The 19,837-nt window shown below is 66.5% G+C and carries 19 protein-coding genes; 5 read left to right on the top strand and 14 right to left on the bottom strand.

Features of this window, described 5'->3' with window-relative positions; translation table 11 throughout:
• The first annotated feature begins 22 nt into the window (after positions 1 to 22).
• From S58_RS21050 to S58_RS21065, 4 genes are all read left to right on the top strand, one after another.
• A complete protein-coding gene (locus S58_RS21050) occupies positions 23 to 331 on the top strand; it encodes an ArsR/SmtB family transcription factor (RefSeq protein ID WP_042340039.1) in 309 nt (102 codons plus the stop codon).
• Positions 332 to 458: 127 nt separating this feature from the next.
• Positions 459 to 1,448: an efflux RND transporter periplasmic adaptor subunit gene (locus S58_RS21055; protein WP_015667393.1), complete on the top strand. Its 990-nt coding sequence runs from the start codon at positions 459 to 461 to the stop codon at positions 1,446 to 1,448.
• A complete protein-coding gene (locus tag S58_RS21060; protein WP_015667394.1) occupies positions 1,445 to 4,666 on the top strand; it encodes an efflux RND transporter permease subunit in 3,222 nt (1,073 codons plus the stop codon). The genes S58_RS21055 and S58_RS21060 overlap by 4 nt, the downstream gene beginning before the upstream one ends.
• 9 nt (positions 4,667 to 4,675) lie before the next feature.
• Positions 4,676 to 5,035, top strand: a complete 360-nt coding sequence (locus S58_RS21065) for a carboxymuconolactone decarboxylase family protein (protein ID WP_015667395.1) — start codon at positions 4,676 to 4,678, stop codon at positions 5,033 to 5,035.
• Positions 5,036 to 5,042: 7 nt separating this feature from the next.
• Here the strand turns inward: S58_RS21065 and S58_RS21070 are convergent, their stop codons facing one another.
• Genes S58_RS21070 through S58_RS21095 form a run of 6 tightly spaced genes read right to left on the bottom strand, consistent with a single transcriptional unit; the run spans position 5,043 to position 12,506 of the window.
• A complete protein-coding gene (locus S58_RS21070) occupies positions 5,043 to 6,257 on the bottom strand; it encodes a M20 family metallopeptidase (RefSeq protein WP_015667396.1) in 1,215 nt (404 codons plus the stop codon).
• A gap of 19 nt (positions 6,258 to 6,276) precedes the next feature.
• Positions 6,277 to 7,851: a nickel ABC transporter ATP-binding protein NikE gene (nikE, locus tag S58_RS21075; RefSeq protein ID WP_015667397.1), complete on the bottom strand. Its 1,575-nt coding sequence runs from the start codon at positions 7,849 to 7,851 to the stop codon at positions 6,277 to 6,279.
• Positions 7,848 to 8,678, bottom strand: a complete 831-nt coding sequence (locus S58_RS21080; RefSeq protein WP_042340040.1) for an ABC transporter permease — start codon at positions 8,676 to 8,678, stop codon at positions 7,848 to 7,850. Before S58_RS21080 ends, nikE begins: the two co-directional genes overlap by 4 nt.
• Positions 8,671 to 9,618 (bottom strand): ABC transporter permease, encoded by a 948-nt coding sequence (locus S58_RS21085; protein WP_015667399.1) that lies wholly within the window; start codon positions 9,616 to 9,618, stop codon positions 8,671 to 8,673. The genes S58_RS21080 and S58_RS21085 overlap by 8 nt, the downstream gene beginning before the upstream one ends.
• A 15-nt stretch (positions 9,619 to 9,633) precedes the next feature.
• Positions 9,634 to 11,187, bottom strand: a complete 1,554-nt coding sequence (locus S58_RS21090) for an ABC transporter substrate-binding protein (RefSeq protein WP_015667400.1) — start codon at positions 11,185 to 11,187, stop codon at positions 9,634 to 9,636.
• Positions 11,187 to 12,506 (bottom strand): M20 family metallopeptidase, encoded by a 1,320-nt coding sequence (locus tag S58_RS21095; RefSeq protein ID WP_015667401.1) that lies wholly within the window; start codon positions 12,504 to 12,506, stop codon positions 11,187 to 11,189. The genes S58_RS21090 and S58_RS21095 overlap by 1 nt, the downstream gene beginning before the upstream one ends.
• Before the next feature lie 66 nt (positions 12,507 to 12,572).
• On the opposite strand from S58_RS21095, the gene S58_RS21100 reads away from it, so the two are divergent.
• Entirely contained in the window at positions 12,573 to 13,349 is a 777-nt protein-coding gene (locus tag S58_RS21100; protein WP_052351216.1) for a GntR family transcriptional regulator, read from the top strand.
• A gap of 6 nt (positions 13,350 to 13,355) precedes the next feature.
• Here S58_RS21100 and dhaK read toward each other — a convergent pair whose 3' ends face one another.
• Genes dhaK through S58_RS21140 form a run of 8 tightly spaced genes read right to left on the bottom strand, consistent with a single transcriptional unit; the run spans position 13,356 to position 19,835 of the window.
• Positions 13,356 to 14,345, bottom strand: a complete 990-nt coding sequence (dhaK, locus tag S58_RS21105) for a dihydroxyacetone kinase subunit DhaK (RefSeq protein ID WP_015667403.1) — start codon at positions 14,343 to 14,345, stop codon at positions 13,356 to 13,358.
• Positions 14,342 to 14,794 (bottom strand): hypothetical protein, encoded by a 453-nt coding sequence (locus S58_RS21110; protein WP_015667404.1) that lies wholly within the window; start codon positions 14,792 to 14,794, stop codon positions 14,342 to 14,344. The genes dhaK and S58_RS21110 overlap by 4 nt, the downstream gene beginning before the upstream one ends.
• Entirely contained in the window at positions 14,791 to 16,395 is a 1,605-nt protein-coding gene (gene ptsP / locus S58_RS21115) for a phosphoenolpyruvate--protein phosphotransferase (protein ID WP_015667405.1), read from the bottom strand. The genes S58_RS21110 and ptsP overlap by 4 nt, the downstream gene beginning before the upstream one ends.
• A gap of 2 nt (positions 16,396 to 16,397) precedes the next feature.
• Complete coding sequence (locus tag S58_RS21120) at positions 16,398 to 16,700, bottom strand: HPr family phosphocarrier protein (RefSeq protein WP_015667406.1); 303 nt, start codon at positions 16,698 to 16,700, stop codon at positions 16,398 to 16,400.
• 12 nt (positions 16,701 to 16,712) lie between these two features.
• Positions 16,713 to 17,111, bottom strand: coding sequence for a dihydroxyacetone kinase phosphoryl donor subunit DhaM (gene dhaM, locus S58_RS21125; protein WP_015667407.1), 399 nt, complete (start codon positions 17,109 to 17,111; stop codon positions 16,713 to 16,715).
• 2 nt (positions 17,112 to 17,113) lie between these two features.
• On the bottom strand, positions 17,114 to 17,719 hold the full coding sequence (gene dhaL / locus S58_RS21130; RefSeq protein ID WP_015667408.1) for a dihydroxyacetone kinase subunit DhaL: 606 nt from the start codon (positions 17,717 to 17,719) through the stop codon (positions 17,114 to 17,116).
• Between the two features lie 3 nt (positions 17,720 to 17,722).
• The gene (locus S58_RS21135; RefSeq protein ID WP_015667409.1) at positions 17,723 to 18,733 is read right to left on the bottom strand and encodes an ABC transporter ATP-binding protein; all 1,011 of its coding nucleotides are present in this window, start codon (positions 18,731 to 18,733) and stop codon (positions 17,723 to 17,725) included.
• Positions 18,726 to 19,835, bottom strand: coding sequence for an ABC transporter ATP-binding protein (locus S58_RS21140; protein WP_015667410.1), 1,110 nt, complete (start codon positions 19,833 to 19,835; stop codon positions 18,726 to 18,728). Before S58_RS21140 ends, S58_RS21135 begins: the two co-directional genes overlap by 8 nt.
• Positions 19,836 to 19,837 lie beyond the last annotated feature (2 nt).

Raw genomic sequence — 19,837 nt, forward strand, 5'->3', positions numbered from 1 at the left:
TATGAAAATTGACGCTGACATCATGGAAGTAGCGGCGGACCAGGCCAGCGACTTGCTGAAAGCCCTGTCCAACCGTCACCGCCTCCTGATCATCTGCCAGCTGGTCGACGACGAGCGGTCGGTCGGCGAACTCGCTGAATTCCTCGGGCTGCGCGACTCGGCCGTGTCGCAGCATCTTGCACTGCTGCGCAAGGATGGTCTGGTCAGCACCCGGCGCGACGGGCAGACGATCTACTATTCGATCACGAGCGAGCCGGCCCGCGAGGTCCTCAAGACGCTGTACCAAGTGTACTGCGCGCCACGACCGCCGAAATCGGCCCCGAGCCTATGACGTTGCCGCGCCGACAGATTGAGCAGCATCAAGGGCGGAACCTCATCCAGGTGACATGTCTGCCCCCGACTGCCGACGCTTCGCCCAGACCTCACAAAATCGATTCAAAACAGACAGGAATAGGCTGATGCGCAGATTATCGGTCCTGAGCTTGATCGCCGTGATGGCGTGGCAGGCGGCGCCGGCCCGCGCCGAGACACTGACGGTGGCACCGCGACAGGTCGCCGACGAAAAGGCGGTGTTCGCGACGGTGGAGAGCATCAGCGTCGTTCCGGCGCGCGGCCGGATCGGCGGCACGATCGCCCAGCTTTCGGTTCGCGAAGGCGATCCGGTCAAGCGCGGCCAGCCGATCGCCTTGATCGGCGACGAGAAGCTCGCGCTGCAGCTCAAGTCGCTGGACGCGCAGATCGAGGCGCTGCAGGCCCAGGCCAACCAGGCGCAGATCGATTTCACCCGCACTGAAGGCCTGGTCGAGCGCGGCACCCTGCCTCGGATCAAGCTCGACGAAACGCGTACCGCCCTCAACGTCGCCGAGAACTCGCTGCGGGCCAAGATCGCCGAACGCGCCGTCGTCAATCAGCAGATGACCGAAGGTCAGGTGCTGGCGCCCGATGATGGCCGCGTGCTGAAGAAACTGGTCGCGGTCGGATCCGTGGTTTTGCCCGGCGATCCCGTGGTCACCGTGGCGCAGCAGAACTTCAAGCTGCGGCTGCGTGTGCCCGAGCGCCATGCGCTGTTCCTGAAGGCCGGCGACAAGGTCCGTCTCGATGGCGCCGAGTTCGGCGACACCTCGGACAAATGGGGCGTCATCGACCTGGTCTATCCGCAGATCGAGGAAGGCCGGGTCGTGGCCGACGCGATCGTCCCCAGTCTCGGCCAATATTTCGTCGGCGACCGGCTCCGGGTCTGGATCTCCGGCGGGCAGCGCGACGCCTACGTGATCCCCGCCCGCTACGTCACCACCCGGTTCGGCATCGACTACGTCCAGCTGCAGCAGGGCGCGCAGAAAGTGAGCGTCCCCGTGCAGCGCGGCCGCGCTCTGCCGAGTGCAGACCTTCCCGATGGACTTGAAATCCTGTCCGGCCTGCGCGCCGGCGACCAATTGGTGCAGCCGTGAAACTCGGACTCTCAGGCAAGCTCACCCAGGTGACCATCGCCTCGCCGCTGACGCCACTGTTTCTGCTCGCGGCGCTCGTGGTCGGCCTGATCGCCGTGGTCGTGATCCCGCGCGAGGAGGAGCCGCAGATCAGCGTGCCCATGGTCGACATCCGCATCAACGCGGACGGCTTGCGCGCACCTGATGGCGTCGAGCTCGTGACCAAGCCGCTGGAGACCATCGTCAAGGCGATCGACGGCGTCGAGCACGTCTACAGCCAGACCGAGGATGACCGCGTCATGGTCACCGCGCGGTTCCTGGTCGGCACCAAGTTCGAGGACGCGATCCTGCGCGTTCATGAGAAGATCCGCGCCAATCTGGATCGGATTCCCGTCGGCATCTCCGAGCCGCTGATCGTCGGCCGCGGCATCAACGACGTCGCCGTCACGGTGCTGACGCTGTCGCCGAAGCCGGAGGCAGCCGAGCGCTGGTCCGACAAGGACCTCTATGAGCTCGCAGACAAGCTGCGCTCCGAGCTGACAAAGGTCGACAATATCGGCCTGAGCTATATCTCGGGCGGCGGCGCACAGCAGATCCGCGTCGAACCGGATCCCGAGAAGCTTGCATTATTCGGGGTCACGCTGCAGCAGCTCGTCGGCAAGGTGAAGGACGCCAACCGCTCGTTCCTGGCCGGCGACGTCCGCGAGGGCGGCATCGTGCGCAATGTCGCGGCCGGCCAGACGCTCGCAGGAATCCCAGATATCGGCCTGCTGCTGATCTCGACCCGCGACGGCCGTCCCGTCTATGTGCGCGACGTCGCGACCGTCATCCTCGGCCCCAATCTCGCCGAGCATCGCGTCTGGGACGACGCCCGAAACGACAAGGGAGAGTGGCATCGTGTGCCAGCGGTGAGCCTCGCGCTCGCCAAGCGCGCCGGCGCCAATGCGGTCGTCGTCTCCCACGACATCGCGCAGCGGCTCGAAGGGCTCAAAGCGCGACTCATTCCCGATGACGTGGTCGTGACCGTGACACGCGATTACGGCGAGACGGCCAACGAGAAGGCCAACGAGCTCTTGTTTCATCTGGGCCTCGCTACGATCTCGATCGTCGTCCTGATCGCGATTGCGATCGGCTGGCGCGAAGCCCTCGTCACACTCGTCGTGATCCCGACCACGATCCTGCTGACGATGTTCGCCGCCAATCTGATGGGCTACACCATCAACCGGGTCAGCCTGTTTGCGCTGATTTTCTCGATCGGCATCCTGGTCGACGACGCCATCGTCGTGGTCGAGAACATCGCGCGCCACTGGGGCATGCATGACGGACGGCCGCGCCTGCAGGCGACCATCGAGGCCGTGGCCGAGGTTGGCAATCCCACCGTGGTCGCGACCCTGACCGTGGTCGCCGCCCTGCTCCCGATGCTGTTCGTGTCGGGACTGATGGGGCCCTACATGGCGCCGATCCCGGCCAACGCCTCGGCGGCAATGCTGTTCTCGTTCTTCGTCGCCATGGTCGTGGCGCCGTGGCTGATGGTGCGGTTGGCGCCGAAGGCGGCGGGCTCCTCGGCAGGCTCCCATGAGGCCCATGGCGAAGGCCGTCTTGGGCGGATCTACCGCAGCGTCGCGCGTCCAATCGTTGCCAGCAAGCGCTCGGCCTGGATCTTTCTGCTCGGCGTCGGCATCGCCACGCTGCTGTCCATGACCTTGTTTGCGACCAAGTCCGTGACCGTCAAGCTGCTGCCGTTCGACAACAAGTCGGAGATCGCCGTCATGGTCGATCTGCCGGAAGGTGCGACGCTCGAAGACACCGAGCGGACCTTGTTCGCAGCAGCGGACATTGCACGTCAGCTGCCCGAGATCACGACCGTGCAGAGCTACGCCGGCACCGCGGCGCCTTTCAACTTCAATGGTCTGGTCCGGCATTATTATCTGCGCGAGCGCCCGGAGCTCGGCGAGCTCCAAGTCAACCTTGCCGCGCGCGGCGACCGCAAGCGCGCCAGCCACGACATCGCCCTCGACCTGCGTCAGCGGCTGAAGAGCGTCGCCGTCCCGGCCGGCACCAGCATCAAGGTGGTCGAAGTGCCGCCCGGCCCGCCGGTGCTCGCGACGTTACTGGCCGAGATCTACGGTCCGGATGCAGCGACCCGGCGCGCGGTCACCGCTGAGCTGAAGAAGGTGTTCGCCGACGTCCCGTTCATCGTCGATATCGACGATTCGATCGGACAGCGGCGGCCGCGGCTGCGGCTGTCGATCGACCAGGACAGTCTCGAATTTTTCGGCGTCGAGCAGAAGGACGTCTACGACACCATCCAGACCTTGTTCGGCGGTGTCTCGGTCGGCTACTCGCATCGCGGCGAGGACCGCAATCCGATCGAGATCGCCGTGCGCTTACCGAAGCACGACAAGACCTGGAGCCAGGCTTTGGCATCGACGCCGGTGCCCGCCAACACGCTTCCCGGCAGCAAGACCGTGGTCGAGCTCGGCCAGGTCGTGAAAGCAACCATGGAAGAAGGTTCGCCGATGATCTTCCGGCGCGACGGCCGCTTCGCCGACATGGTGATGGCCGAGCTCGCCGGGCGGTTCGAGGCCCCGCTCTACGGCATGCTCGCGGTCGCCGACCGCATCGATGCGCATGACTGGGGCAAGCTGCCGAAACCCGCGATCGGATTCCACGGCCAGCCCACCGATGAATCCCGCCCCACACTGCTGTGGGACGGCGAATGGGAGATCACCTATGTCACCTTCCGCGACATGGGCGCGGCCTTCGGCGCCGCCATCCTCGGCATCTACGTGCTGGTCGTCGCGCAGTTCAAGAGCTTCCGGCTACCGCTGGTGATCCTGACGCCGATCCCGCTGACCTTGATTGGCATCCTGCTCGGCCACTGGCTGCTCGGCGCGCCGTTCACGGCGACGTCCATGATCGGCTTCATTGCGCTCGCCGGCATCATCGTGCGCAACTCGATCCTGCTGGTGGATTTCATCCGGCACAGCGGCGGCGAGGGCAAGACCCTGCGCGACGTCGTGCTGGAGGCGGGCGCGGTGCGCTTCAAGCCGATCCTGCTCACGGCTTTGGCAGCGATGATCGGCGCCGCGACGATCCTGCTCGATCCGATCTTCCAGGGCCTCGCAATCTCGCTGCTGTTCGGCCTGGCTTCGTCCACCCTGCTCACCGTGCTCGTGATCCCCGCGATCTACATCGCGCTGCGCGATCCCGGCAAACCCACCACGAAGATGCCGTAGGAGATGATCATGGACAAGAACTACCCTGAACTCTGCAAGGACATTTCCGGCAATCTTCGAACGCTGCGCAAGGATATCCCTGAGGTCATGCAGGGTTTCTCCGCGCTGGCCCAGGCCGCAAGCCGTGACGGCGCGCTCGACAAGAAGACCAAGGAGCTGATCGCGCTCGCGATCGGCGTCGCCGTCCGCTGCGACGGCTGCATCGGCTTTCACGCCGAGGCACTCGTTCGTATGGGTGCGAGCCGCCAGGAGGTCGAGGAGACGTTGGGCATGGCGATCTATATGGGCGGCGGGCCGTCGCTGATGTATGCCGCCGATGCGATCGCGGCGTTCGAGCAGTTTCAGCAGCAGGCGACTGCCGCCGCCTGAGGCGGGGTCACCCGCAGGTGTCGAGAATAGCGAGCATGTAGATGCGGATCATGTCGAGGTAATCCGGAATGTCGACACGCTCGTCCGGCATCGTGTTGTAGCGGCCGCCCGGACCACACACGACGCCTTCCATGCCGCCATACGTATAAAGATGGCCGGCGTCGGTGCCATAAAAGCAGCTCGGCGCCACCGGCCCGGTGGGCTGCGCCTCGCCGCGCACCGCGCGATAGGCGTCGTTCACCGCACGGACGATCGGGCTGTCCGCCGCGACCTCGAAGGGCGGCATGGTCGGCACGCCGGCGCGATCCTCCGACATCAGACTCGCCTTCAGGCCCGGGAAACGCGCCTCCAGCGCATCGAGCTCGCGCCGCATGTCGGCCAGCGCGCCTTGCTCGGTCTGCCCTGGCGCATAGCGGCCGGAGCCCTTGATGCGCACGAAGTCTGCAACCTGCGGCGTCCGCCATTCATGCAGCTCACGCCCGAGCGCGCCATGGACGACGCCGACATGGACGCGGTTGATCGCCTCATGCGCCGGCGAGCGCGCATCTGAAAACTTCATTGCATTCAGGCGCGGGATGAGATCACACGCAGCCGCAATCGCATCGACGGCCTCCTCGCGCTTGGACAGATGCCGCGTGTTGCCGACGAGCTCGATGATGAACATGAACGCCGCGGCGTGCATCGTCATCGCCTTCAAATCGGTCGGCTCGGAATTGATGAAATAGTCCGCACGCAACCCCTGCTCGACCAGCGAGTAGGTCCCGACCCCGCCCTGCAGCTCGCCGACCACGTAGGTCAGGATGACGTCGCCCCTGAGCTTCACACCGGCCTCGATCAGCGTCTTGACGGCGCAGAAATAGGCTGCGTCGCCGGCCTTCATGTTGGAGACGCCAATGCCGTAGATGAACTGGTCGTCGACCTTCCCTTCCCAGGGATCGACGGTCCAGCCTTCGGTCACAGGGTTGGTATCGACGTGACCGTTGAACAGCAGGCTCTTGCCGCCGCCGCTGCCCTTCCATCGGCCAACCGCATTGACGCGGCCCTCGTCGCCGAATGGCGCGACCGCAGCGTCGAGGCCGATCTCGCGCATCCGCTCCGCCATGAAGTTTGCGAGCTGCCTCTCGCCATCTGTCTTCGAATAGCTTTTGTGCTGTACCATGCGAGACAACAGCGCGAGCGACGCCGGGACGTCGATGCGGGCGAGCAGGTCGTTGCGGTCCATGAGCTCAAGATCCTTGCGGTCAGCCGACGGGCGCAGGCGACGCCGCCATCAATTCGCGTGTGTAAGGGTGAAGGTCGTCGGCCCTGAACGCATCGGCGGCGCGGCTGTCGACCAGTTGGCCATGGCGCATGACGACGATGCGGTGCGCGATCTGCCGGATCAGGTTGAGGTCGTGGGTGATGAACAAATAGGCCGCGCCCGTCTCGGCGCGCAACGCCAGCAACAGCTCGACGATCTGGGCCTGCACGGACACATCGAGCGGTGCCGTGATTTCGTCACAGATCACGAGCCGCGGGCGCGCAGCAAAGGCGCGTGCAATCGCGACACGCTGCTTTTCGCCGCCGGAGAGCTGATGCGGCCAACGCGTCGCATAGGACGCCGGCAGCCGAACCTGTTCGAGAAGGCGCGGCACGGATATCACGTCACCGCCATAGAGCTTCAACGGGCGCGACAGGATCTCGCCGATGCGATGGCGCGGATTGAGCGAGGAATCCGGGTGCTGGAACACGATCTGAACATCGCGGCGATAGGCCGTGTTCATGTCACCTGCCCCGCGCAGCGTGCGGCCGTCGAAACTGATCGCGCCGGAGAAGCGGGCGAGCCCGGTCAGCGCCCGCGCCATGGACGATTTGCCCGAGCCGGATTCGCCGACGAGGCCCAGGATCTCGCCGGCACGAATGTCGAGGTCGATCGCGCGCGTCGCCGGCGGCGGCGCCGCGCGGAACAGACTGGCCGTGCCATAATGGACTTCGATGCCACGGGCCTCCAGCACCGCAGCCTCGCCCGGCCTGTCGTAGACGAGCCGCCGCTCCGGACGGGGCACCGCGGCGATCAGCGACTTGGTGTAGTCGTGCCGCGGCCTGCGGAAGATCTCCGATGCCCGCGCCTGCTCGACGACGCGGCCATGCCTGATCACCGCGACGCGGTCGGCGACGCGGGTCATCATCGCCAGATCATGCGAGATGTAGAGCGCGGCCACGCCCGTCTCTGCGCGCAGGCGCGCGAACAGGTCGATGATGCGGGCGCCGGTGATGACGTCGAGTGCCGTCGTCGGCTCATCGAACAGGATGACATCCGGACGGCAGCCGAACGCGGTGGCAATGATCACGCGCTGCTTCTCGCCACCGGATATCTCATGCGGATAGCGCCGCAGCATCGCGGCCGGATCGCGCAGCTCGACATGGCTGAGCAGCTCGATCGCGAGGTCCTTCGCGGCACGCGCATTCAGATCACGATGGCGCATCAGCGCCTCCGTGATCTGCCGACCGATGGTCAGGGTCGGGTTCAGCGCCGTGGACGGATCCTGGAACACCATGCCGATGCGGCGTCCCCGCACCTCGGTCAACTGTCTTGGACCGAGCGCCTGCAGGTCGATATCGCCGAGCCGCAGCGATCCCGAGACCTCGCGGGCATTGGCCGGCAGATGCCGCATCAGCGCCCAGGCGAGCGAGCTCTTGCCCGAGCCGGATTCACCCACCAATCCGAGCACCTCGCCCGGCGCGATCTCGAGCGAGACGTCGTGCAGCACCTCGACGGCGCCGGTCGACGTGACGTAGTCCAGCCCGTAATTCGTGATGGCGAGGACAGGCTTCATCGGTCATCCCGCGGGTTGAGCGCATCGCGCAGGGCGTCACCGACGAGGTTGAAGGCGATTGCGGACAGCGCGATCGCGACCGAGGGCGCGATCAGGATCCAGGGTGCGCGATGCATGTATTGGCGCGCATCCGCCACCATCATCCCCCATTCCGAGGCCGGCGGCTGTGCGCCCAGACCAAGGAAGCTGAGGGTCGCAAACAGCATCACCGCGAACGACACCCGGATCGTGGCTTCGATCACGATCGGCCCCATGACGTTGGGGAGCATCTCGCGGAAGACGATCTGCGACGCGCCCTCGCCGCGCGCGACGGCGGCCTTGACGTAGTCCTGGTTACGCACCGCGAGCGCCACCGAACGCGTCACCCGAGCCATGCCGGGCGCGAATGCAAGCGCGATCGCGACCACCGCGTTGCCCGCGCCGTTCCCGAGCGTGCTGACCAGCAGCAGCGCCATCAGAAGACCCGGAATGGCCATCACGGCGTCGTTGGTGCGCATGATGAATTCGTCGGCCTTGCCGCCGAGATAGGCCGATGCGACGCCAATGATGGCGCCGATCGCGCTGCCGGCCAACGTCGCAGCAAGCGCCATCGGAACGGTCGCGCGTGCGCCGGATAACAGGCGGCTCAGCACGTCGCGGCCGAACTGGTCGGCGCCGAGCCAGTTCTGCCATCCCGGCGCGCGGAAGCGTCCGAGAAAATCCATCTTCTCCGGACCGTATGGCGCCAGCCAGGGGCCGAAAATGCAGATGACGGCAAGCGCAACGAGCAGCGCCACGCTGATCACGCCCTGCGGCTTGCGGATCATCCTCCCGAAGAGCTCAGTCATAGCGGATCCGTCTGTCGAGCAGCGCGTAGACGACATCCGCGAGCGTATTGGTGATCGCGTAGGTCACCGCCATGATCAGCGCGCCGGCCTGGATCGACGGCAGATCGCGCGTGGTGATGGCAATCATCAGCGCGCGGCCGATGCCGGGGATGGCGAAGATTTCCTCGATGACGATGATGCCGCCGAGCAGGTAGCCGACGTCGAGCGCGACGATGGTGATGACCGGCAGCAGCGCGTTGCGCATGACGTGCCGGACCAGCACCGTCCGCTGCGGCAGGCCCTTCAGCCGCGCCGCGCGGACATAGTCCGATTGCAGCACGTCCAGCGTCTCCGAGCGCATCATGCGCATGACATGGGCAACCAGGATCACCGAGACCGTCAGGACCGGCAGCACCAAATGGCGTAGCGCCAGTCCGGCATCCTCCAGCGGCGACACGTAGCCGGTGGCGGGCAGCCATGGCAGGATGTCGGTGAGCAGCAGCGCCAGCACGGTCGCGGTGACGAACTCCGGCAGGGAGACCCCGAGATAGGCGACCACGCTGGTGGCCGTATCCGTCGGCCGGCCCTGACGCAGCGCTGCGAAGATGCCGAGCGGGACCGCAATCAGAAGCGTGACGACGAGGGCGCCGGCCGCGAGCAGCAGCGAGCGCGACAACGCGGTCAGCATCTCCGGCGCGACCGGCAGGCCGGTGCGCATCGAGATGCCGAAATTACCGGTGGCCGCATGCGCGACCCAATGCGCGAATTGCAGCCAGACCGGATCATTCAGCCCGAGCCGGGCGCGAACCGCGGCCAGCGCCTCGGGCGAAGCATTCTCGCCGAGCAAGGTCTGCGCAGCATCCGCCGGCAGCGCCTGCGTGATGGCGAACACCAGCACGCAGACGATGACGACCGTATAGATCATGAGAAGCAGCCGCCGCAGCAGCCAAGCCAAGGACACCGATGAGTTCCTGCCTCAGGCGCGCTTGGGCGCGCCAGCGCCGAGCGAGACGAGATCGAGTCGGAACACCGACCCGCGCGGATGCAGCTTATAGCCTTCGACGTAGCCACGCTGCGCCGCCAGGATGTCGAAGAACACCGGGATCACCGACGGCACCTCCGCGTTCATCATGGTCTGGGCCCGCGCATAGAGCGCGGCGCGATTGGCGTCATCGGTCTCGCCGCGTGCCGCATTGACGATCTCGTCGAAGCGCGGATTGTTCCAGCGCGTCTCGTTCCACGCGGCATCCGAGGTATAGAGCAGCTTGAAGATCGCATCTGCCGTGGGCTGCATGTTGTAGAAGCCGACGTAGAAATTGCCCTTCTTCCAGACCTGGTCGAGATAGGTCGCATGCGGCATCGTCTGCACGTTGATGCGGAAGCCGGCGGGTGCGGCCATCTCGCGGATCGCGACGCCGAGCTGGGTGCGCGTCTCCGGCTTGTCGGAGGCCACCATCGTCACCTCGATGCCGGAGGGATAGCCTGCTTCGGCCAGAAGTTGCTTGGCCTTGGCGATATCAGGCTTCTTCAGCTGATCGTCCTTGTAGAAGCGATAGGCCGGGCTGAGCGGCGTGTCGTTGCCGGGCGTGCCGTAGCCGCCGGCGACGAAGCCCGCCATGGCGTCGCGATCGATAGTCAGCGCCAACGCCTGGCGCACGCGGACGTCGTTGAACGGCTTCTGGTCGCAGCCCATGTTGACGTTCAGGAACTGGCCTGAGGGGACGCGCAGCGCCTTGACGCCGCTGGCCTTGCCGAGCCGGTCATATTCGCCGGGCGTGGTCGACAGCATCAGATCGATATCGCCCGAGATCAGGGCGGAGGCTTCGGCGGTCCGATCGGGATAGACCAGGATCTCCACGCGATCGAGCAACGGACGCGCCGGATCGTAATAGGCTGGATTGCGCTCGACCACGATCTTGCGGTCCGGCTCGTAGGACACGAGCTTGAACGGTCCCGAGCCGTTCGCCTTGGTGGCGAGACCGCCGAGATCGCCGGCGATCACCTTCGCCGGGATGATCCGCGCATTGGTGTAGGCGAGCGCGACCGGGAAATCCGCAAAGGCGACCGACAGCGTGAACTTCACGGTCGAGGCATCGACGGCTGTGACATCCTTGATCGGACCGACATTGGTGCGTGCGGGCGAGGCCGTCTTCGGATCGAGGATGGCCTTGAACGTCGCGACCACATCATCCGCCGTCAGCGGCGAGCCGTCATGGAAGCTGACATTGGGCCGCAGCTTGAAGATCCATTCGCTCAGGCCGGCGGCCGACGGCTGCCACGACAGCGCCAGATCCGGCTCGACCGTCATGTCCGGCTTGAGCCGGGTCAGGTTGGAATAGAGCAGCTCGGTGACGAGGTATTCCGGATTCACGCGCGCGAGCAGCGGATGAATCACGGCCGCACCCTGGTCGACGGAGATTCGCAACACGCCACCACGAGTCGGCGCCTCGGCGGCACGAGAGACATGCGGCAATGCGCCGAGCGCGAGCGCGGAGCCGGCAAGAAAATGGCGACGGGTGACGGACGGCATCAGGCGAGGTCCTTCTTGAGCGTCATGGCTTCGGGAGAGAGTTCAGGACTGAACTCGGCTGAAAGATATGCGAGCACCGATTTCGCCAGTGCGACGATGTCGGCGCGCGTAGTCGATTCGCCCGGCGCATGGATGCGGCTGTCGGGCTTGCCGAGGCCGGTGAGCAGCACCTCCTGCACGCCCGTGGCCTGCTGCACCCAGCCGAAATCGGAACAGCCGGAAGCGCCCCAGCGTGCGAACTCCTCGGGCGCATAGCCGAAGCCGGCGGACAGCGCCTGCTGCCAGCGCAGCCAATGCGGCCCGCCGGGATCCGCGGTCGGCTTCAGGTGCCCGGTGAGGATGATGTCGACGTCGAGGCCGCCGGCCGCCTGCGCGATCGCGGTTTCGATCTCGCTGCGCGCGGCGGCAAAATCCTCCTCCGGCGCATAGCGGCGGCACACGAGAATCTCGACCTGCGACGGGATCTGTCCGCCGCATTGGCCGCCGTGGATAGCGGAGATATCGAGGCTCGCGGTAAGCGGACCGGCCGCCTGCGGCGGTGGCGGCAGCAACGACGTCCGTTGCGCGATGAGCGGCTTCAGCGCGGCGAGCGCATTGAGGATCGGCAGCGCCGCCTCGATCGCATTGACGCCGGCGCTTCGCTGCTCGCCGGCATGGGCCGCCCTGCCGTGCACACGCACCGTCAGCGTGAACAGGCCGAAGCAGCCGGCCCAGATCCGCGGCATGGCGCTGCCGTTGAAATTAAGGATGTGCCCTTCGAGACGGCCCTGCTCGGCCAGATAGCGCACGCCGGGATAGAGCCCCGCTTCCTCATCCGTGCACAGCAGCAGCATCGGATCGTAAGCGAGAGAGAGCCCCGTCTCGTGCGCGGCGCGCAGCGCCAGCAGCGCCGCCGCGATCGAGCCCTTCATGTCGGCCGCGCCGAGGCCTGTCAGGCGATCACCGTCACGCATCAGTTGCAGCGGATCGCCGGCCCAGCCGGGCGCTGCAGGCACGGTGTCGACATGGAAATACAGCCCGAGCACGGGCCTGCCGGAGCAGCGCCGTACGATCAGGTTGGTGCGCTGTCCCATCGCGCCGGGCGCGCGCCACAGCTCCTCCGGGACGATCACGCGCTCGCACTCCAGGGCCAATGCTGCGGCGAGCTGCTCCATCAGATCGGCGAACGAATCGTAGCCGGCACCGGGCGGAAAGCTGGTGTCGACCGCCACCATGCGCTGGAGATCCTCGACCGCGGTCTCCGACAGCCGGTCGATCGCAGCAAAGGCGCTGGCCAGACTGGCCTCGCCGCGATCTGCCTGTAGGCCCCGAGAATTCATTTGCCGTTAGCTCAATCCTATATTCTATATAGAAATAGAAATCACAACGTGGCGTTTGTCAATTCCATGAAACAGGCAGGCGTGGCCAGCAAAGCGGCAGACGGGGCGGGCGCAGGTCCGGGCGGGTTGCCCGTGCCGCTCTACGAGCACGTCAAGCGGCAGATCGCGGAGGCCATCCTGATCGGCGACATGCCGCCGGGCACGGTGCTGCCCGGCGAGGTCGCGCTCGCCACCCAATACGGCGTCGCCGTCGGCACCATCCGCCGCGCACTGGCCGACCTCACCGCCGGCGGCATGCTGATGCGCCGGCGCAAGACCGGCACCGTCGTCACCGGCCGCGCGTCACGGCACGGCCTCAGCTTCTTCTTCCAGTATTTCCGCCTGCTCGGTGAGGATGGCAGCCTGCTGCAGTCGGATGCCGAGGCGCTGTCGGTCAGGACACGGGCCGCAGAACCGGCCGCGGCCGCGCTCTTCGCCGTCGCCGACGCCGAACCGCTGCTGCATCTTCATCGCATTCGCCGCGTCGCCGGCGCGCCGGTGCTGCATTCGCGCATCTCGCTGGTCGCGAGCCGCGTGCCTGAATTTCCACGCGAGGCCAAGAAGGTCCCTGCCCTGATCTATCGGCACCTGCTCGAAGCCTATGGCATCCGCATCGCGGCCGTGCGCGAGAAGGTCACCGCCGAGGTCGCGAGCAAGGAGGACCGCAAGCTGCTCGGCCTGCCCGCCCCGAGCGCCGTGCTGGTGATCGATGAGGAAGCCTACGACCAGACCGGCGCGCTTACGATCCTCAGCCAGCACCGCGCCACGACCGCGCATCATTACTACTCGAATGAGATCCGCTGAACGCGCTCAGCAGCCCCAGCGCAGCGCTGCCGTGTGCACCGGCGCATCCCACAGCGCCAGCGTGGTGTCGTCGAGCGCGGTCACCGTGAGCGAGCAGCCGGCCATGTCGAGCGAGGTGACGTAGGAGCCGACCAGCCCGCGGGCGATGGTGAACCCGCGGCCCTCCAGGATGCGCCGCGCCGCATTGGCCATCACATAAAGCTCCATCGCCGGCGTCGCGCCGAAACCATTGACCAGCAGCAGACACGGGGTGCCGGGCTTCGCTGCAAGATCGGTCAGGATCGCGCCCATCATCTCCTCGGCAATGGCATCGGCCGAAGCGAGCTTGACCCGGCGGCGGCCGGGCTCGCCATGGATGCCGACACCCATCTCCATCTCGTCCTCGCCGAGCGCAAAGGTCGGCTTGCCCGCCGCCGGCACCGTGCAGGAGGTCAGCGCCACGCCCATCGACCGCGTGCGCTTGTTGACGTCGTCACCGAGTGCCCTGAGCGCGGAGAGATCGCGGCCCTGCTCGGCCGCGGCGCCCAGCATCTTCTCCACCACCAGCGTGCCGGCGACGCCGCGGCGGCCGGTCGAATAGGTCGAGGTCTCCACGGCGACATCGTCGTCGGTGATGACCGTCGCAACCTTGGTCTCCATCATCTCCGCCGCCATGGCGAAGTTCATCACGTCGCCCTCGTAGTTCTTGACGATGAACAGTGCGCCGGCGCCGGTGTCCGCGGCTTGCGCGGCGGCGAGCATCTGGTCCGGCGTCGGCGAGGTGAAGACCTGGCCGGGACAGGCGGCATCCAACATGCCCAGCCCGACGAAGCCGGCATGCAGCGGCTCATGGCCGGAGCCACCGCCGGAGATCAGCGCGACCTTGCCCGGCTTGAGGTTCCTGCGGCGAACGAACTTGTTGTCCTCGCCGAGCGCAACGATGTCGCCATGAACAGCTGCAAAGCCCTGCAGGCTCTCGGTCAGCACGTCGTCGACGGCGTTGATCAGCTTCTTCATGGCTTCCCTCCCGGTTCGGCGTCGTCATTGTTTTCATTGGCTGAGATCAGCGCGGCGATGCCGCGGGCGACGCCGGTGATGATGCGATCGGCATGGGCGTTGAGCGCGACATCACCGAAGTCCGGCAGCTCGACCACGAGGCGCCGCATCGGTCGCTGCGTCTCGGCCCCGTCGAGCCGGCCCGGATGGGCGGCGCGATAGGCTATCAGAAACGCCTGCTGCTCATGCGGCGAGAAATGACAGATGTGGAAGATGGTCTCGAGATGCTGCAGCGGAATCGGGGTCGCATAGGCCGGATTGACGATCTGCGAGATGAAGCTGCGGTTCTTGCCGATCGCTTCCGCCAGCCGCTGCCGCGTGCCCGAAGGCCGGCTGTCGATGACCGCGCGCAGGATCGCCTTGTATTCGGCGAGCGGGCTCGTGGCCGCGAATTGATCATGATCGCTCATGCGCCCTCGGCAATCCCTACCAGATCGAGCTCGCGGATCGCGGCCTTCACCAGCGGCAACAGGCCGGGCGAGACTGACAGCGCGCGCACGCCCGCCTCGAGCAGCGCCCGAATGGCCCTGACGTCGCCGGCGGCATCGCCGCAGACGGAAACCTCGACACCGCGCACGCGGCCGGCGCGCACCACATGAGCGATCATCGCCAGCACGCCAGGATGCAGCACGTCGGCATAGTCGGCGACCTCGGCGCCGTCGCGCGAGGCGGCGGTGGCATATTGAGTGAGATCATTGGTACCGATCGAGAAGAAGTCTGCCGCGAAGTTCTGCGCAGCAAGGGCCGCAGCCGGCACCTCGACCATCATGCCGAGGGCCGGCTCGGCAAAGGCGACATTGCTGTCGGCAAGCTCGGCGAGCACGGCGCGGAGATGGCTGCGCGCCGCGTCCAGCTCGGCGGCATTGGTCACCATCGGCAGCATCACCTTGAGCGGTCCCAGCGCGGCGGCGCGCGCCAGCGCCCGCAGCTGAATACGAAAGATATCGGCATGACGCAGCGACAGACGGATGCCGCGCAGGCCAAGAAAGGGATTGCTCTCGCCGTCGATCGTATAGCCCGGGATCGGCTTGTCGCCGCCCGCATCGAGCGTGCGGATCGTGACCGGGCGGCCATCGGCCCAGCGCATGAGATCAGTGTAGGCGCTGACTTGCGCCTCTTCGTCGTGAAGCAGATTGGCGGTGAGGAATTCGGTGCGTGCCAATCCGACGCCGTCGCAGGCTGCGGCCGGCAACACGGTCATGTCAGCAGGACCGGAGATGTTGACGAGGACCGCGACCGCCGTACCGTCGCGCGTCAGCGCCTGCTCGCATTGCCGCGCCACGGCCTCCGCCTTGCGGCGGGTCAGCGTCTCGCCCTCCGCCCGCGCGGCGTCAACATGCTCGACGCCGGGATCGACGACGACGACACCGCGCCCGCCATCGACCAGCAACTGACCGGTGAGTTCCTCCCATTCATGACCGAGTCCGACCACCATCGGCACGCCGCGACCTCGCGCCAACATCGCGACATGGCTGGTCGGGCTGCCCTCGCCGAGCACGATGCCGCCGCCCTTCGACCAGTCGATGCCGAGAAAGGCCGACGGCGCAAGATCGCGGGCGACCACGATCGCGCCGTCCAGCAGCTGGCCATCGTCCGCGAGCCCGAACAGATGCCGCAGCACGCGATCCCGGATGTCGGCCAGATCGCTGGCGCGGGCGCGGAAATATTCGTCGTCGGCCGTCTCGTAGCCCGCGATCTCCTCCGCCATCGCCGCGCGCCAGGCAACATCGGCCGCGACGCCGCGCTCGATCTGCGCGTAAGCCGTCTCCGTCAGCGCATCGTCTTCGAGCAGCGCGAGCTGGAAGCCAATCAGCTCGGCGGCATCGCCGGCGAGCTGGCCGATCAGCTCGGCCACCGCCTCGCGTGCGCGCGCAACCGCGGTGGCCAGCACCGCATGCTCCTCGGCGATGGAGCCCTTGGATCTGCTGGCGCCATCCAACGCATGCAGGATCGTCGCCGGCCCAATCGCCAGCCCGTCCGATGCTGTACGCCCGGAGATCCGCCGCTCCATTGTCACTCCTCGTCGAACTTGCGGTTGACCAGATCGACCAGCGCGCTGACGGCGGCCTCGGCATCCGCTCCATTGGCGCGCATGAACAGCGTCTCGCCTTTGGCCGCCTTGACACGCATGATCTTCACCGGGCTCTTGGCGTCGGTCCACGGACCATCGGCCGCGATCGCGATTTCGACGGTCGACGCAAAACGCTTGGCGAGCTGGGTGAGCTTGACCGAGGGGCGCGCATGCAGCCCGACCTCGTTCGTCAACAGCGCATGCGCCTTCACGTCCTGCATGCCGATCTCTCCACCGTCAGCCATTGTCGTTCTCGTTCATCCGCCCATCAGCTCTTCAGCGGTCGCGCGCACGGCGGCGAGCGGCGAGCCGCCCGAGGCCTCCGTCGCCGCCATCACGGCGCCTTCGACCAGCGGCGCGTTACAGATCACGATGCGGTCGCGCTGCGTCTCCGGCATCATCTCGATCGCCATCTCGCTGTTGGTCTCGGCGCCGCCGAGGTCGACCAGGATCGCAACACCGGACTCCGACCATGCCTTGCCGATCGCGCCCATGATTGCCCCGACATCGGTGCCGAGCCCGCCATCGGCGTTGCCGCCGACGGCCGCGAGCGGCACGCTGTCGCCGACCATCTGCCTGACCATGTCGGCCGCGCCTTCCGCCACCTTGGCGGAATGCGAGACGATGACGATTCCGACATTCTTCCGTTCACCCATGATCAGGCCTCATCGAATACGCTGCAGATCGCCTGCACCAGCAGGCTGGACGAGCGGGCGCCGGGATCCATGTGTCCGATCGAGCGCTCGCCGAGAAAGGAGGCGCGGCCGCGGACCGCCTTCATCGGGATGGTTGCATCCGCGGCCTCCGCTGCAACCGCTGGCAATCGTGTCGCGATATCTTCGCCTCCAGCGGCAAAGGCGACCTGCACCGGCACCAGCACGTCGAGCATGGTCTTCTGTCCGGCTTCGGACTTGCCGCGCGCCTTGACGTCCTCGATGGCGCGACCGAGCGCCCCGGCCGCATCGGCAACCGACGGCTCTGTCGGCAGCGCCTTGCCGAGGCCCATCGCGAGCGTGCCATAGAGCGGACCGGAGGCGCCCCCGACTTTCATCACCAGCGTCATGCCGATCGCCTTCAGCGCATCCGGCAGCGGCTTGGCCGTGATGTTGCTGGCATCAGCGAGCACGGCCTCGAAACCACGCTTCATGTTGAGTCCGTGATCGCCATCGCCGATCGCCGAATCCAACGCCGTCAGTTCCTCGGCGTGGGCGATGATGGCGTCAGCCATCGCCGCGATCAGTCGGCTTTTGAAGTCCTGGTCCATGCTCTATCTCACCCGCTGGCCATCCCGGTCGAACAGCAGCGGCCGGGTGAACTCGATAGCGACGGCGTCGCCGACTTTCAATTCCGTATCCGGCTCGACCAGGCTGACGATGGTCTGGTCCTGTAACGTGATATGCAGATGATTCTGATCACCGAGATGCTCGATCCACTTCACCCGTGCGTCCGCACCGTTTTTGGCGGGACGAACGGTCATGTGCTCGGTGCGCGCGCCGATGGTCGCGACGTCACCGGGCACCGCGAGATCCGGGAACAGCTTGCGCGGCAGCAGATTGATGCCGGGGCTGCCGAGCCGGGTCGCTACATAGGTGTTGGCCGGGTCCTCATAGACTTCGCGCGGACTGCCGACCTGCACCAGCCGGCCCTGCTCGATCACGCCGATCCGGTTGGCCAGGGTCATCGCCTCAATCTGGTCGTGCGTGACATAGAGCATGGTGGCGCCGAGGTCCTGCTGGATGCGCTTGAGCTCGATGCGCAGCTCCGAGCGGAGCTTGGCGTCGAGCGACGACAGCGGCTCGTCGAGCAGCGCGATCGCAGGACGCCGCACCAGCGCGCGGCCGATGGCGACGCGCTGCATCTGGCCGCCGGAAAGTTGGGTGGCGCGGTTGCCGAGCTTGTCGTCGATCCTCAGCATCGCCGCGATCTCGCCCACGATGCGCTTGATCTCAGGCTCCGGCGTCCTGCGCACGGGCGAGCGCAGCGGGAAGGCGAGGTTGTCGTAGACCGACAGATGCGGATAGAGCGAGTACTGCTGGAACACGAAGGTGACGTCGCGCGCCGCAGGGGTCGCCTGGGTCTGCTCAATGCCGCCGATGGTGACGGTGCCGCTGTCGGGCATCTCCAATCCGGCGACCAGCCGCAACGTCGTGGTCTTGCCGGCTCCGGTCGGACCCAGCAGCACGACGAGCTCACCGTCACGGATCGTCAGCGAGAGATCCCGCACCGCAGGCTTGATGCCGAAAGATTTGCTGACGGCGTTGAGGCGCGTCTCAGCCATGACGGCCTCCCCTCGCCGGCTGCTCATACAGCGCGGTGCGAATAGCAAGGCCGGTGGCAGCATTGAACAGCGACAGCCGGTCGGCGCGGAAGTTGAGCCCGACCGGCTCCGCCCGCTCGACACGGATGGCCGCGGACGTGCGCGCCTTCACCGTGCCATGGGCGGTGGTGACGGTGACGATCTGCGTGGTGCCGAGATATTCGGCGCCGAACACCTCGCCGCGCAAGCCGCCGTCAGCCGTGAGCATCACCTGCTCCGGCCGCACGCCGAGCACCAGCTCGCTCGTCCCGGCATCCTCGCGCAGCTCGGGCACGCCGATTTCGGCACCATCGATGCGCACGCTGTTGGCCCCGGCTGCCAGCCGGTCCTCGAAACGGATGAAGTTCATCGCCGGCGAGCCGATGAAGTCGGCAACGAACATGGTGGCGGGACGGTCATAGATTTCCTGCGGGGTGCCGAGCTGCTCGACCATACCGCGATTCATGACCGCGATCTTGTCGGCCATCGACATCGCTTCGAGCTGGTCGTGGGTGACGAACACGGTGGTGGCCTTGAGGCGGTCGTGCAATGCGCGCAGCTCGCCGCACATGACGTGGCGGAACTCGGCATCGAGCGCGCCGAGAGGCTCATCCATCAGGAACGCCTTGGGCTCGCGCACAATGGCGCGGCCGAGGGCGACGCGCTGACGATCGCCGCTGGACAATCCGCTAACCGGACGATCGAGCAGATGATCGATGCGGAGAATGCGCGCCGCCTCCTCCACGCGCCGCTTGATCTCTGCCTTGGGCACGCCCATCGAGATCAGCGGAAAGGCGATGTTCTTGCGCACGTTCATGTGTGGGTACAGCGCGAACAATTGGAACACCATGGCGATGTCGCGCTCGCGGGCGCGGCGGAAGGTGACGTCCTCGCCGCCCAGGCTGATCGTCCCCGAGGTCGGCAGCTCCAGCCCTGCGATCATGCGCAAGGTCGTGGTCTTGCCGCAGCCGGAGGGACCGAGCAGGCAGAAGAACTCGCCGTCGGCGATGGTGAAGCTGGTGCCACGCACGGCCGCGAAACCGCCGAACTGCTTGACCAGTTTTTCGATCCGGATCTCTGCCATGG

It is taken from the genome of Bradyrhizobium oligotrophicum S58, from assembly GCF_000344805.1.
GTDB classification, from domain to species: domain Bacteria; phylum Pseudomonadota; class Alphaproteobacteria; order Rhizobiales; family Xanthobacteraceae; genus Bradyrhizobium; species Bradyrhizobium oligotrophicum.